Source organism: Nocardioides sp. (genome assembly GCF_035697785.1).
Lineage (GTDB): Bacteria > Actinomycetota > Actinomycetes > Propionibacteriales > Nocardioidaceae > Nocardioides_B.
In genome coordinates this window covers 1-13,430 of record NZ_DASSCL010000138.1, presented here as the reverse complement: position 1 = coordinate 13,430, position 13,430 = coordinate 1, and the positions used below count along the sequence as shown (strand labels likewise).

The window sequence follows — 13,430 nt, the reverse complement described above, 5'->3', positions numbered from 1 at the left end:
TCGGGCGGGCACGCCCATCGTCGTACGACAGCTGCTGACGGCGATGCGGCACCAGGCGCGCTCGCAGGAGATCGCCGAGCTGGTGGTCGCCTACCGCGACGAGGGCGTGGTCGGCTTCGACATCGCCGGCGCGGAGGCGGGGTTCCCGCCCACCCGGCACCTCGATGCCTTCGAGTACCTCCAGCGGGAGAACGCGCACTTCACCATCCACGCCGGCGAGGCGTTCGGGCTGCCGTCGATCTGGCAGGCCATCCAGTGGTGCGGTGCGGACCGGCTCGGTCACGGGGTGCGGATCATCGACGACGTCACGGTCGCGACCGACTTCTCCACCGACACGGGTCAGCCGGACGTGACGCTCGGGCGGCTGGCGTCGTACGTCCGGGACAAGCGGATCCCGCTCGAGATGTGCCCGTCGTCGAACGTCCAGACCGGTGCCGCCAAGTCCATCGCCGAGCACCCGATCGGGCTGCTCAAGGACCTGCGCTTCCGGGTGACGGTCAACACCGACAACCGGCTGATGAGCGGCACCTCGATGTCGCGCGAGATGGGACTGCTCGTCGACGCGTTCGGCTACGGGATGGCCGACCTGCGCTGGTTCACCATCAACGCGATGAAGTCGGCGTTCCTGCCCTTCGACGAGCGGCTCGCCCTCATCGACGAGGTCATCAAACCCGCCTACGCCGTGCTGTCCTCCATGTCGTAGCGGCGAGGAGTCAGAAATTCAGGCCCCTCGACGGTGTGTCGCTGCACTCGTGACTCCTCGGCGCCGGGTCAGGACCGGACCAGCGCGGTGATCCGGTGGTACGCCGCGTCGGGCGTCATCGCCGCGCAGCCCTTGGCCACCGCGTTCGCGACGATCCGCGGCTCCTGTCGCATCAGCAGCCAGCCCCGACGCAGCAGCACGTGCGGGGGCTTGCGGCGCTCTCGCAGGTCGCGGGTGAGCCGACGCCAGAACGTCACGAACGGGTGGTTCCGCACGCAGACCGCATCGGCGAGGATGCCCCGGGCGCGGCACAGGGCGACCACCTCCTGGGCGAAGATCCCCTCGGCCACGAAGTGCGCCGCGTCGCCGATGTCGACCTTGCGGTGACCGACTCGGCCGTTCTCGGCGATCTCGTACACCGGCACCTCCGCAGTGCCGTGACGGCAGATCTGCTCCAGGGCGTCGGCGGCCTCGTTGCACAGCCATGACCCCGGGTCGTCCCAGTCGACCATCACCTCGCCGCCCGGCAGGGTCACGCGCGGCAGGGCGGCGTCGTCGCCGTCCTTGTAGAAATCGTCGAGGTTGACGAACGGCAGACCGAGGCGTCGACAGAGGCGGGACTTGCCGGACCCCGACGGACCGGCGACCACCACCACCTGCGCGCGCACCGCGCCATTGTGTCGCACGCCGGACCCTGTCCGGCGAGGGGTCACTTGTGTCCCGACACGCCGGTGAGGGCCCTGAAGTTCTGACTCCTCGGCCTGGGTTCCGGGCCGGGGGAGCTAGATGCCGATGGGGTGCCAGACGGTCTTGGTCTCGAGGAAGGCGGTGATCCGGTCGAGGCCGGGGGGTTCGGTCCAGTCGGGCTCGGCGGCGGGAGGACGGAGCACGCGCTTGAGGTTCTCGGCGGCCGACTCCTCCAGCGCGGCCGGGTCGACACCACCGTCGCCCTCCGGGCCGCCCGCGGCACCGGTGAGGTCGATCGCGTTGACGTCCATGTGGGAGGCCAGCGTCGGGGCGGTGTCCCCGAGTGCGCCGGTGAGGAGGTTGACCACGCCGCCGGGTACGTCGGAGGTGGCGAGCACCTCCGACAGCGTGATCGCCGGCAGCGGCCGGGCCACCGACGTCGCGACGACGCAGGTGTTGCCGGTGACGATGACCGGGGCCACCACGCTGACCAGCCCGAGCAGCGAGGAACGCTGCGGCGCGAGCACGGCGACCACGCCGGTGGGCTCGGGCACCGAGAAGTTGAAGTACGGCGCGGCCACCGGGTTGGTGCCGCCGGCGACCTGGGCGATCTTGTCGGCCCACCCGGCGTACCAGACCAGCCGGTCGACGGACTCGTCGACGGCGGCCTCGGCCTGCCGCTTGCCCAGCCCCTCGGACCGCTGCACCTCGTCGACGAACTGGGCGCGCCGCCCCTCAAGCACCTCGGCGACGCGGTAGATCACCTGGCCGCGGTTGTACGGGGTGCGGGCGGACCAGCCGCCGAACGCCTTGCGTGCCGCCTGCACGGCGTCGCGGGCGTCCTTGCGGGAGGCGTAGGAGGCGTTGGCGAGGAACTTGCCCTTGGCGTCGTCGACGACGTACGAACGCCCGGACTCCGACCGGGGGAACGCCCCGCCGATGTAGAGCTTGTAGGTCTTGCGCACGTCGATCCGTGCGTCGGTGGGTGTCACTTGAGGTAGCCCTCCAGACCGTGGCGGCCGCCCTCGCGGCCGTAGCCCGACTCCTTGTAGCCGCCGAACGGGCTGGTCGGGTCGAACTTGTTGAACGTGTTGGCCCAGACGACACCGGCGCGGAGCTGGTTGGCCATCCAGAGGATGCGGGAGCCCTTGTCGGTCCACACTCCGGCGGAGAGCCCGAACGGGGTGTTGTTGGCCTTCTCGACCGCCTCGGCGGGGGTCCGGAACGTCAACGTGGAGAGCACCGGGCCGAAGATCTCCTCCCGGGCGATCCGGTGGGCCTGGGAGACGCCGGTGAACACCGTCGGCGGGAACCAGAAGCCGTGGGTGGGCAGCTCGCACGCGGGGGACCAGCGGCCGGCGCCCTCCTGCTCGCCGATGTCGGAGAGCTCCTTGATCTTGGCGAGCTGCTCCGCGGAGTTGATCGCCCCGACGTCGGTGTTCTTGTCCAGCGGGTCGCCCACGCGCAGCGTGGACATCCGCCGCTTGAGCCGCTCGAGCAGCTCGTCGGCGATCGACTCCTGCACGAGAAGGCGTGAGCCGGCGCAGCAGACGTGGCCCTGGTTGAAGAAGATGCCGTTGACGATGCCCTCGACGGCCTGGTCGACAGGAGCGTCGTCGAAGACGATGTTGGCGGCCTTGCCGCCGAGCTCGAGGGTGACCCGCTTGTCTGTGCCGGCGACCGCCTTGGCGATCATCCGGCCGACCTCGGTGGAGCCGGTGAAGGCGACCTTGTCGACGTCGGGGTGACTCACGATCGCCCGACCGGTCTCGCCCGCACCCGTCAGGATGTTGACCACGCCCGGGGGCAGGTCGGCCTGCTGACAGATCTCGGCGAACAGCAGCGCGGTCAGCGGCGTGGTCTCGGCCGGCTTCAGGACGACGGTGTTGCCGGTCGCGAGGGCGGGCGCGATCTTCCACGCGAGCATCAGCAGCGGGAAGTTCCACGGGATCACCTGGCCGGCGACACCCAGCGACTGCGGGTTCGGGCCGAACCCGGCGTGCTCGAGCTTGTCGGCCCAGCCGGCGTAGTAGAAGAAGTGCGCGGCGAGGATGGGTACGTCGACGTCGCGGGACTCCTTGATCGGCTTGCCGTTGTCGATGGACTCGAGGACGGCGAGCTCGCGGGAGCGCTCCTGGATGATCCGGGCGATCCGGAAGAGGTACTTGCCGCGCTCGCGGCCTGACATCTTCGACCAGACCCGTGTGTGCGCACGACGGGCCGCCTTGACCGCGAGGTCGACGTCCTCCGCCGAGGCCTCGCTGACCTCGGCCAGCACCTCCTCGGTTGCGGGCGAGATCGTCTTGAAAGACCTGCCGCCGACCGGGTCGACGAACTCGCCGCCGATGAAGAGGCCGTAGGAAGACTTGATGTCGACGACCGACCGCGACTCCGGGGCCGGGGCGTAGTCGAACATCTTGGCCGGGCTGGTGGCGCCGGTGCCCTCTGCCGCCGTGCCGGGGATGCTTGTCTTCTCGGTGGCCATCGCGATCAGTCCAAAGTGAAGTAGTCGGGGCCGGAGTAGCGGCCGGTGCGCATCTTGGTGCGCTGCATGAGCAGGTCGTTGAGGAGCGTGGAGGCGCCGAAGCGGAACCAATCGGGGTCGAGCCAGTCCGGGCCGGCCACCTCGTTGACCATGACGAGGTACTTGATGGCGTCCTTCGCGGTGCGGATGCCGCCGGCGGGCTTGACCCCGATCATCTGGCCGGTGAGCTCGCGGTAGTCGCGGACCGCCTCCAGCATCACCAGGGTGACCGGCAGCGTCGCGGCCGGCTGCACCTTGCCGGTCGAGGTCTTGATGAAGTGGCCCCCGGCCATCATCGCCAGCCACGAGGCCCGCCGGACGTTGTCGTAGGTCTGCAGCTCACCGGTCTCGAAGATCACCTTGAGGTGGGCGTCCCCACAGGCTTCGCGGACCGCCACGATCTCCTCGAAGACGTCGAGGTAGCGACCCGAGAGGAACGCGCCACGGTCGATGACCATGTCGATCTCGTCGGCGCCGGCCTCGACCGCGTCACGGGTGTCCATCAGCTTGATGTCCATCGCCGCCCGACCGGACGGGAAGGCGGTCGCCACCGCGGCGACGTTGACGCCGGAGTCCCCCAGCACCTCCTTCGCCGTGGCCACCATGTCGGGGTAGACGCACACCGCGGCCACCTGGGGCGCGGTCGGGTCGGCAGGGTCCGGACGCAGCGCCTTGGACGCCAGGGCACGCACCTTGCCGGGAGTGTCCTGCCCCTCCAACGTGGTCAGGTCGACCATGCGGATCGCGAGGTCGAGGGCGAACTCCTTGGCGGTCGTCTTGATCGAGCGGGTGCCGAGCGAGGCGGCCCGGGCCTCGGCCCCGACCTGGTCCACCCCCGGCAGTCCGTGCAGGAACCGTCGCAGGGAGGCGTTCGAGGCCGTTGCCTCGGCGAGATCCGCCGGTACGGCGTACGAACCCCCCTGGGTCGACTTGGGCGAGCTCAGGGCTGTGGTCACCGACCCAGCATAGGTGCGGGCGCGGGGTTGGGGAAAAGCACGCCGGCCGAGGCAGAATCGCCCCATGAACCAGTCCGCGGACCGCACCTCCCGACAGCAGCCGGTGGAGCGGTTCAAGCCCACCAGCGGTCACCTCTTCGGGTACTTCGGGATCGGTCTGTGCCTCTTCGCACTCGGCTACGTGGTGCTGTTCGTGCACGACATGACCGGGCTCCGGGTCGGTCTCGGCGCGGCCTTCTTCGGGGTGCTGGTCTGGACGACGCAGGTGCGGCCGCGGGCCACGGTGTACCCGCAGCACGTCGTGCTGAAGAACTCCGTCCGAGACGCCCACGTGCCGCTGGCGCGAGTCGACGAGGTCGCGATAGGGCAGATGCTGAGCCTGTGGGTGGGGGAGACCCGCTACGTGTGCATCGGGATCGGCAACACGCTGCGGGAGGACTTCAAGGCCCGGCGGCGCAGCATGGTGGAGCAGGCCGAGCTCGGCACCAGCCGCTACTCGGAGCTCAAGCGCAAGGCCGACCTGGCCAACCTCGACGAGCGGGCGATGACCTACCAGACGTTTGTGATCACGCGGCTCGAAGAGCTGATCGAGGAGGCCAAGCGCGAGCACGCCCGGCTGCAGACCGAGCCGCCGGAGCCGCACCACGAGCTGGCCTGGCCGGAGATGGTCGTGCTCGCGGTCAGCGGCCTCGCGTTCCTCGTGTCGTTCTTTCTCTAGAGCCCCGCCGCTGCCGCCAGGTCGGCGCGGATCGCGTCGAGACGGCCGGCCGCCGAGATGCGCGCCGCGTCGACGTCGTCCCCGTCGACCGGCACCACCACCTCGAGGTAGGCCTTGATCTTCGGCTCGGTGCCCGACGGTCGGACGATCACACGCGCGCCGTCGGCGAGCCGGTAGCGCAGACCGTCGGTGGGGGGCAGCTCCGCACTGCCGGTGGCCAGGTCATCGACCCGCTCCACGAGGAGCCCGCCCAGCCGGGCCGGCGGGCTGGTGCGCAGCCGCGCCATCGCGTCCTTGATCCGGGCCAGGTCGGTCACCCGCACCGACAGCTGGTCGGTCGCGTGCAGGCCGTGCTCGCGGGCCAGGTCGTCGAGCCGGTCCACGAGGGTGCGGCCCTCCGCCTTCAGCTCCGCGGCGAGCTCGACCATGCACAGCAGCGCGGAGACGCCGTCCTTGTCGCGCACCAGGTCCGGGGCGACGCAGTAGCCGAGCGCCTCCTCGTAGCCGAAGGCCAGCCCTTCCACCCGGCTGATCCACTTGAAGCCGGTGAGCGTCTCGGCGTAGCCCTGGCCGTACGACGCGGCCAGCCGGCCGAGCAGCGAGGACGAAACGATCGACGCGGCGTACACGCCCTCGACGCCCTTGCGGAGCCGGCAGTCGGCGAGCAGCGCACCGACCTCGTCGCCGCGGAGCATCCGCCAGCCGTGGACATCGGGCACCGCCACGGCGCAGCGGTCGGCGTCGGGGTCGTTTGCGACCACGAGGTCGGCGTCGACGTCGGCGGCGAGCGCCATGGCGAGGTCCATCGCCCCGGGCTCCTCCGGGTTGGGGAAGGCGACCGTCGGGAAGTCGGGATCGGGCTGTGCCTGCGCCTCGGTGACGTGTGGGGCGGGGAAGCCGGCGCGCTCGAGCACCAGGCCCACCGACTCGCCGCCGACGCCGTGCAACGGGGTGTAGACGGTGGTGATGTCGCGAGGACCGCCGGGGGTCGCGATGGCGGCGATGTCGTCGAGGTAGGACCCCACGACGGCGTCGTCGAGCGTGGTCCAGTCCTTGCCGAGCGGCACGTCGGCGATGGCCCCCACCGCGTCGATGCAGGTCGAGATCTCCGCATCGGCGGGGGGCACGATCTGGCTGCCGTCGCCGAGGTAGACCTTGTAGCCGTTGTCCTCGGGCGGGTTGTGCGACGCGGTCACCATCACGCCGGCGACACAGCCGAGCTTGCGGATCGCGTAGGCGAGCACCGGCGTGGGCAGGGGTCGCGGCAGCACCAGCGCGTCGAGCCCGGCGCCCACCATGACGGCGGCCGTGTCGGCCGCGAAGACCTCGGAGTTGTGGCGCGCGTCGTAGCCGATGACGACGCGGTCGCCGTTGCCGGCACCGTTCGCCCTCAGGTACGCCGCAAGCCCGGCGGCGGCCCGGATCACCACCACCCGGTTCATCCGGTTCGGGCCCGCGCCCAGCGCGCCGCGCAGCCCCGCCGTGCCGAACTCGAGCCGTCCCGCGAACCGGTCGGCCAGGTCCCGCGCCGCGTCGCCGTCGGGGTCGGCCCCGACCGTGGCGACGAGCGCCTCGAGCTGTGCCCGGGTCTGGGGATCCGGGTCCTCGGCGGCCCAGGCGCGGGCCCGGTCGAGGAGCTCGGCCCGGTCACTGTCAGAGTCGGTCATGGGCCGAAGGCTAGCCCTGGCGGGTGCGGCCGCGTCGTCAGCGGGCCGGCCGGTGGTACCGCTCGGTGGCGAACGGGCCGCCGACGTGTCCGGCCTCGACGTCGTCCTCGTCGCGCTCCGGGATCCGGTCGGCGAACGCCTCGGCGTCGTCCTGCGGCTCGTAGCCGAGGGTGCGGCCCGGGCCTAGGTCCCACCAGCCGCGGGTGTTGTCCGAGACGCCGTAGATCACGGCGTAGCCGGGGTCCGGTGCGACGAGCGCGGCGTGCACCATCCGCACCGCGTCGTCGTGGGACAGCCAGGTGGACAGCCCGCGCCGGGTCTCCGGCTGCGGCAGGAACGAGCCGATCCGGAGCGCGACCGCGTCGATGGCGTGCCGGTCGGCGTACAGGCTGAGCAGCGCCTCGGCCGCGACCTTGGCGACCCCGTAGAACGTGTCGGGGCGTGGTCGCACGTCTGTCGTCAGCAGCTCGCTGCGCGGGGTCCGGCCGACCGCGTGGTTGCTGCTCGCGTAGACGATCCGGCCCACCCCGTGCGCGACCATCGCGTCGAGCAGCGTGGCGGTGCTGACCACGTGGCTGTGGAGCTCGTCGGTCAGCGACGCCTCGTCGGGGATCCCGGCGAGGTGGACCACGGCGTCGAGGCCGCCGGAACGACCGAGGTCCGCGAAGACCGCGTCGACGGCGTCGGTGTCGGTCACGTCGACGGTGTACCAGCGGTCGCCGTACCCGTCGGGAGCGGTGCTCCGGTCGAGGCCGAACACGTCGTGACCGCGGTCGGTGAGGCCGCTGACCAGGACGGTGCCGATGCTGCCGGCCGCGCCGGTGACGAGGGTGCGCACGATGCCTCAGACCCTCGGGACGACGGCGCCGAGCAGCTCGCCCATCCGGGTGGCCGCGGCCTTGCCGGCCTCGAGGACCTCCTCGTGGTTGAGCGGCTGACCGGTGATGCCGGCGGCCAGGTTGGTGACGAGCGAGATGCCGAGCACCTCCAGACCCGCCTCCCGGGCGGCGATCGCCTCGAGCACCGTGGACATGCCGACCAGGTCGCCGCCCATCGCGCGCACCATGCGGATCTCGGCCGGGGTCTCGTAGTGCGGGCCGGGGAACTGCACGTAGACGCCCTCGTCGAGCGAGGGGTCGATCTCGCGGCAGAGTGCCCGCAGCCGGGAGCTGTAGAGGTCGGTCAGGTCCACGAAGTTGGCGCCCTCGACCGGTGAGGTGCCGGTCAGGTTGATGTGGTCGCTGATCAGCACCGGGGTGCCGGGCTGCCAGGACTCGTCGAGCCCGCCGCAGCCGTTGGTGAGCACCGCGACCCGGCAGCCGGCCGCGGCGGCGGTGCGCAGCCCGTGCACGACCGAGCGAACGCCGAGGCCTTCGTAGAAGTGGGTGCGGCCGAGGAAGACCAGCAGGTTCTTGTCCCCGGCGCGCACCGACCGGATCTTGCCGGCGTGGCCGGCCACGGCGGCTGGCGCGAAGCCGGGCAGGTCGGTGGTCACCAGCTCCGCGGTGGCCTCGCCGAGCGCGTCGACCGCCGGCAGCCAGCCGGAGCCCATCACCAGGGCGACGTCGTGGCGGTCGATGCCGGTCAGCTCACGAAGACGATCCGCGGCGGCCGCGGCTTCCTGCTGGTGCGTGGAGGCGTCGTTGGTCACGCCGCGAGCGTAGTGGGCCGAGGTCCTCAGTGCCCGATCGACCGGCACGGCCGCGCGCGGAGCGAGGCGACGTAGTCGTCGGGCGCGTCCGCGGCCTGGGCGGCCTCCGCAAGGATGCCGAGGTACGACGCCGACGGCAGCCCGCCCTCGTAGGCGTCGAGCACGTAGGCCCACGCGACCAGCTCGCCGACCAGCGTGGTCACCCGCACCCGGGTCTTGCGGTAGAGCCCCGAGTCGGCGCTCTCCCACCCGTCGAGCAGCGCGGCGTCCTCGTCGGTGACGTCGTACACGGCCACGAACACCTGCTCGAGGGGGTCCTCGACGATGGTCGCGAGGGCACCGTCCCAGCCGAGGTCCTCGCCTCCGAAGGTGAGCCGCCAGCCCAGCAGCCACCCGGTCGAGCGCAGCGGGGAGTGCGGGCACCGCTCGCCCATGCGGTGCGGGTCCAGGTTGGACCCGTAGGCGGCGTACAGAGGCACGGGCCGAGCGTAGGGCACGCCGGCCCCCACGCCGGGCCGCGGGCGGCTGCAAGAATGGCGCCCGTGAATCGTGTCGTGGTGATCGGTGGCGGACCTGGCGGCTACGAGGCGGCGCTGGTAGCGGCACAGCTCGGCGCCGACGTCACGGTGGTCGACTCCGACGGTCTCGGCGGCTCCGCGGTCATCACCGACTGCGTGCCGAGCAAGACCCTGATCGCGACGGCCGAGCTGATGGCCGACATGGAGGAGGCCGACGAGCTCGGCCTGATCATCGGCGCTCCCGGACCTCAGGACGACGCTCTCGGCGTCGACCTCGCGAAGGTGAACACCCGGGTGAAGACGCTGGCGCTGGCCCAGTCTGACGACATCGGGCGTCGGCTCGCTCGTGAGGGGGTCCGGGTGCTGGCCGGGCGCGGCCGCCTCGACGGCGGGGACCGGGTCGTGGCGACCCTGGACGACGGCGGCGAGGAGGTCCTCGAGGCCGACTCGGTGCTGGTAGCGACCGGGGCGTCCCCTCGCACGCTGGCCACCGCCCAGCCCGACGGGGAGCGGATCCTCACCTGGGAACAGGTCTACGACCTCGACGAGGTGCCCGAGAAGCTGATCGTGGTCGGCTCCGGCGTGACCGGCGCGGAGTTCGCCTCGGCGTACAACGCCCTCGGCGTCGACGTCATCCTGGTCTCCAGCCGCGACCGGGTGCTTCCCGGCGAGGATGCCGACGCCGCCGAGGTGATCGAGCAGGTCTTCACCCGTCGCGGCATGACCGTGCTTTCCAAGTCACGCATGGAGTCGGTGACGCGCGACGGCGACAAGGTGACGGTCACGCTCACCGACGGCCGCACCGTCGACGGGTCGCACTGCCTGCTGGCCCTCGGCTCGGTGCCCAACACCGGCGACCTCGGGCTCGAGGGGGCCGGCGTGAACCTCGACGACGGCGGCTTCGTCACGGTCGACAGGGTGTCGCGCACCTCGGCCCGCGGGGTGTACGCCGCCGGCGACTGCACCGGTGTGCTGATGCTGGCGTCCGTGGCCGCGATGCAGGGCCGGATCGCCATGTGGCACTTCCTCGGCGACGCGGTCGCCCCGCTCGACCTGAAGACGGTCTCCTCCAACGTGTTCACGGCGCCGGAGATCGCGACCGTCGGGTGGAGCCAGCAGGCGGTCGACGCCGGCGAGATCGAGGCCGAGGCCGTGATGCTGCCGCTGTCGGGCAATCCCCGGGCCAAGATGCAGGGCGTCCGCGACGGCTTCGTGAAGCTGTTCGCGCGCCCCGGCACCGGGATCATCGTCGGCGGCGTTGTCGTCGGCCCGCGTGCGAGCGAGCTGATCCACCCGGTGTCGGTCGCGGTGTCGGAGAGCCTCACCGCGGACCAGATGGCGCAGGCCTTCACGGTGTACCCCTCGATGAGCGGGTCGGTAGCCGAGGCCGCGCGCCGGCTGCACCGCGTCAAGCCGTAGCCCGGCCGCTCAGAAGTCGAAGCCGCCGAAGTCGAACCCGCCGTCGAAGCCGCCCCCGTCGCCGCCGAAGCCTCCTCCGTCGCCGCCCCCCGCATCACCGCCGTAGTCGCCGCCTCCATCACCAGCACCGCCGCCGGCGTCCCCACCGCCGCCGTCACCCCCGCCTTCGCCACCGCCGGTGTCGAAGCCCTCCGCGCCGCCGGACATGTCGTTGCCGTCCCAGTCGGAGGCCAGCATCGACCCGATCAGGAAGCCCGGCAGCAGGCCGGACATGGCGTAGCCGCCGAAGTAGCCGGACGCCCACGGTGAGTACGCCGGGCCACCCTGCCAGTACGGGACCCGGCCGACGCCCTGACGGACGGTGCGGATGTCGGGGTCGGCGCCCTGCTCGACCCGGTCGGCGTCGGCGGCGCAGACCGGGATCTGCCGTGGCTGGCCGCCGGCCGGCGCCCACTCGATGTCGGTGGTGGACGGGCCGTGCGCGGGGTTGAAGAAGCACGGCGGCCGGCGCGTCGGGAGCGGGCGGCCCTCGGTGCGCGCCATCACGCACGCCGCGGCGTACCGCCCGTCCTCGAGCGCCTCGGTGACGTGCTTGATGTCGTCGGGCTTCGTGGCCAGGCGGAGGGACTCCTTGGCAGCTTCGTAGGAGTCGAGCGCGCGCTGGTAGTCCTGCCGGGCGGCCTCGCCGAGCGGCTCGGTGAGCAGGTCGCTGTCGAGCCGCTGGAGCTCCTCGCCGAACCGGGTGACGTCCTCGTCGGCGACCGTGCGGACCTTCTCCAGGTCGGCGGCCTGCCGGGTCTCGAGCTCGGTCCGGCGCCGCTGCGCGGCGGAGCGCTGGAAGAGGTACACGCCGACGCCGATGACGAGGAGCAGCAGCAGGATGTCCACGCTCAGAGCGTACGTCGCAGCGCCAGGCGAGAGCGGCGCGAGAGCGGCTCTTCTACCACCGGATCCGGCGGAAACATGGCGCGGCACGCCGATGATCGGCCATAATCATCAGTCACTTGCACAACTGAATGCACACTCGTCACACCCCCGTCGGGGTGCCACGTCGGTTTGGGAAGGCTTGCGTGGCGCTGCGGTCCCGGTGGGTACCGGTGTGGCGCAATCGAGGGGAAGACCAGATGAGCGTGCGCTCGCTGGCCGCCCGCGCCTGGCCGTCGCGCGCCGCAGTGAGCGTCGCGGGCAGCCTGGGCGTGGTCACGGTCCTGCTGCTCGGAGCCGTCGGGTCACAGGCGCCCGCCGTGGCCGTCAGGCAGGTCTGGACCAACGTCCAGGCCACGATCACGGTGCGCGGTCACGGCTACGGTCATGGACACGGGATGAGCCAGTACGGCGCCTACGGGGCGGCCCGGCAGGGGCTCACCGTCGACCAGATCCTCGCGTTCTACTACCCGGGCACCACGCTGGCGCAGCTCGGCGGCCGGATGCGGGTGCTCGTCACCGGCGACACGACCGACGACCTGGTGATCAGTCCGGCGGCCGGCCTGACCGTGCGCGACCGTGGTGACCGGACCACGTACCCGCTGCCCGAGATCCCCGGCCTGCAGCGTTGGCGGCTCGTGGTCGCCGACGGCAGGACGGTGGTGGAGTACCTCACCGACTCCTGGCAGCGCTGGCAGCTCCCTGACGGCAAGCCGGGGTTCGTCGGCGACGGACAGTTCAAGGCGGCCGAGCCGTTGACGCTGTGGACGCCGGCCGGCGCGAAGGTCTACCGCGGCAAGCTCCGCTCGGCCGCACCCGCAGCCGGCTCGACGAAGCGGGACACGCTCAACATCCTGCCGCTCGACGACTACGTGAAGGGTGTCGTGCCCTACGAGATGCCGTCGTCGTGGCACCCCGAGGCGGTCAAGGCGCAGGCGGTCGCCGCGCGCACCTACGCGGCCTGGACCCGGGCGCAGTACCGGAAGCGCTACTACCAGATCTGTGACACCACGTCGTGCCAGGTGTACGGCGGCGTGGGGGGAGAGCAGCCGTTGGCGACCGCCGCGGTCGAGGCGACCGCCGGTCAGGTGCTGCTGCACGAGGGAGCCCCCGCGTTCACGCAGTTCTCGTCCTCCAGCGGTGGCTGGACCGCCGCCGGGTCGAGGCCGTACCTCCCCGCGCAGCAGGATCCCTACGACGGCCACGACGCGAACCCGAACCACGCCTGGTCGGTCAGTGTGGCCAGGCAGCGCCTCGAGCGGGCCTACCCCGGGCTCGGCACGCTCCGCCGGATCCAGGTGACCTCCCGTGACGGCAACGGCGAGTGGCTCGGCCGCGTGCGGACCCTGAGGCTGGACGGCTCGCGCTCCGACCGCACCGTCACCGGCGACAGCTTCCGCTGGGCCGTCGGCCTGCGCTCCACCTGGTTCACCATCAACTGACTCCTCGTTTCAACGGGTCAGCAGCGGGTGACAAGAAAAGTACGAGCGTGCTATTGTCCTCCGGGTGAGCAAGGGCGAGACGACGAGGGTGGCGATCCTGGACGAGGCGGTCCAGCTCGCGTCGCGCGTCGGCTTCGACGGGCTGAGCATCGGCCGACTCGCCGAGCAGGCCGACATGAGCAAGAGCGGGCTGTTCGCGCACTTCCGGTCCAAGGAGCAGC

Annotated in this window: 14 protein-coding genes; 5 read left to right on the top strand and 9 right to left on the bottom strand. The window is 71.7% G+C overall.

The window, feature by feature from the left end; all coding sequences use genetic code 11:
• On the top strand, window positions 1-703 hold a 703-nt coding region (locus VFH10_RS14840; RefSeq protein WP_325129899.1), incomplete at its 5' end, for an adenosine deaminase family protein.
• 68 nt (window positions 704-771) lie between these two features.
• Here the strand turns inward: VFH10_RS14840 and VFH10_RS14835 are convergent.
• The 4 genes from VFH10_RS14835 to deoC all read right to left on the bottom strand — a co-directional run bounded on the left by VFH10_RS14835 (window position 772) and on the right by deoC (window position 4,870).
• On the bottom strand, window positions 772-1,371 hold the full coding sequence (locus VFH10_RS14835) for an ATP-binding protein (RefSeq protein ID WP_325129897.1): 600 nt from the start codon (window positions 1,369-1,371) through the stop codon (window positions 772-774).
• Between the two features lie 114 nt (window positions 1,372-1,485).
• A complete protein-coding gene (locus VFH10_RS14830; RefSeq protein ID WP_325129895.1) occupies window positions 1,486-2,382 on the bottom strand; it encodes an aldehyde dehydrogenase family protein in 897 nt (298 codons plus the stop codon).
• Complete coding sequence (locus VFH10_RS14825; protein ID WP_325129894.1) at window positions 2,379-3,875, bottom strand: aldehyde dehydrogenase family protein; 1,497 nt, start codon at window positions 3,873-3,875, stop codon at window positions 2,379-2,381. Before VFH10_RS14825 ends, VFH10_RS14830 begins: the two co-directional genes overlap by 4 nt.
• A gap of 5 nt (window positions 3,876-3,880) precedes the next feature.
• The gene (gene deoC, locus VFH10_RS14820) at window positions 3,881-4,870 is read right to left on the bottom strand and encodes a deoxyribose-phosphate aldolase (RefSeq protein WP_414689878.1); all 990 of its coding nucleotides are present in this window, start codon (window positions 4,868-4,870) and stop codon (window positions 3,881-3,883) included.
• Window positions 4,871-4,934: 64 nt separating this feature from the next.
• On the opposite strand from deoC, the gene VFH10_RS14815 reads away from it, so the two are divergent.
• Complete coding sequence (locus VFH10_RS14815; RefSeq protein WP_325129892.1) at window positions 4,935-5,588, top strand: hypothetical protein; 654 nt, start codon at window positions 4,935-4,937, stop codon at window positions 5,586-5,588.
• Here VFH10_RS14815 and VFH10_RS14810 read toward each other — a convergent pair.
• Genes VFH10_RS14810 through VFH10_RS14795 form a run of 4 tightly spaced genes read right to left on the bottom strand, consistent with a single transcriptional unit; the run spans window position 5,585 to window position 9,385 of the window.
• A complete protein-coding gene (locus VFH10_RS14810) occupies window positions 5,585-7,255 on the bottom strand; it encodes a phospho-sugar mutase (protein ID WP_325129890.1) in 1,671 nt (556 codons plus the stop codon). The two genes, VFH10_RS14815 and VFH10_RS14810, sit on opposite strands and share 4 nt — an antisense overlap.
• A 37-nt stretch (window positions 7,256-7,292) precedes the next feature.
• A complete protein-coding gene (locus tag VFH10_RS14805) occupies window positions 7,293-8,093 on the bottom strand; it encodes an NAD(P)-dependent oxidoreductase (protein WP_325129888.1) in 801 nt (266 codons plus the stop codon).
• A gap of 6 nt (window positions 8,094-8,099) precedes the next feature.
• Complete coding sequence (locus tag VFH10_RS14800; RefSeq protein WP_325129886.1) at window positions 8,100-8,906, bottom strand: purine-nucleoside phosphorylase; 807 nt, start codon at window positions 8,904-8,906, stop codon at window positions 8,100-8,102.
• A gap of 26 nt (window positions 8,907-8,932) precedes the next feature.
• The gene (locus tag VFH10_RS14795) at window positions 8,933-9,385 is read right to left on the bottom strand and encodes a gamma-glutamylcyclotransferase family protein (RefSeq protein ID WP_325129885.1); all 453 of its coding nucleotides are present in this window, start codon (window positions 9,383-9,385) and stop codon (window positions 8,933-8,935) included.
• Window positions 9,386-9,439: 54 nt separating this feature from the next.
• Between VFH10_RS14795 and VFH10_RS14790 the strand changes: the two genes are divergently transcribed.
• Window positions 9,440-10,843, top strand: a complete 1,404-nt coding sequence (locus VFH10_RS14790; RefSeq protein ID WP_414689877.1) for an NAD(P)H-quinone dehydrogenase — start codon at window positions 9,440-9,442, stop codon at window positions 10,841-10,843.
• Between the two features lie 9 nt (window positions 10,844-10,852).
• On the opposite strand, the gene VFH10_RS14785 is transcribed toward VFH10_RS14790, so the two are convergent.
• A complete protein-coding gene (locus VFH10_RS14785) occupies window positions 10,853-11,731 on the bottom strand; it encodes a hypothetical protein (protein WP_325129881.1) in 879 nt (292 codons plus the stop codon).
• Window positions 11,732-11,967: 236 nt separating this feature from the next.
• On the opposite strand from VFH10_RS14785, the gene VFH10_RS14780 reads away from it, so the two are divergent.
• The gene (locus VFH10_RS14780; protein ID WP_325129879.1) at window positions 11,968-13,209 is read left to right on the top strand and encodes a SpoIID/LytB domain-containing protein; all 1,242 of its coding nucleotides are present in this window, start codon (window positions 11,968-11,970) and stop codon (window positions 13,207-13,209) included.
• 64 nt (window positions 13,210-13,273) lie between these two features.
• The coding region (locus VFH10_RS14775) for a helix-turn-helix domain-containing protein (RefSeq protein ID WP_325129901.1) at window positions 13,274-13,430 on the top strand (157 nt) is incomplete at its 3' end.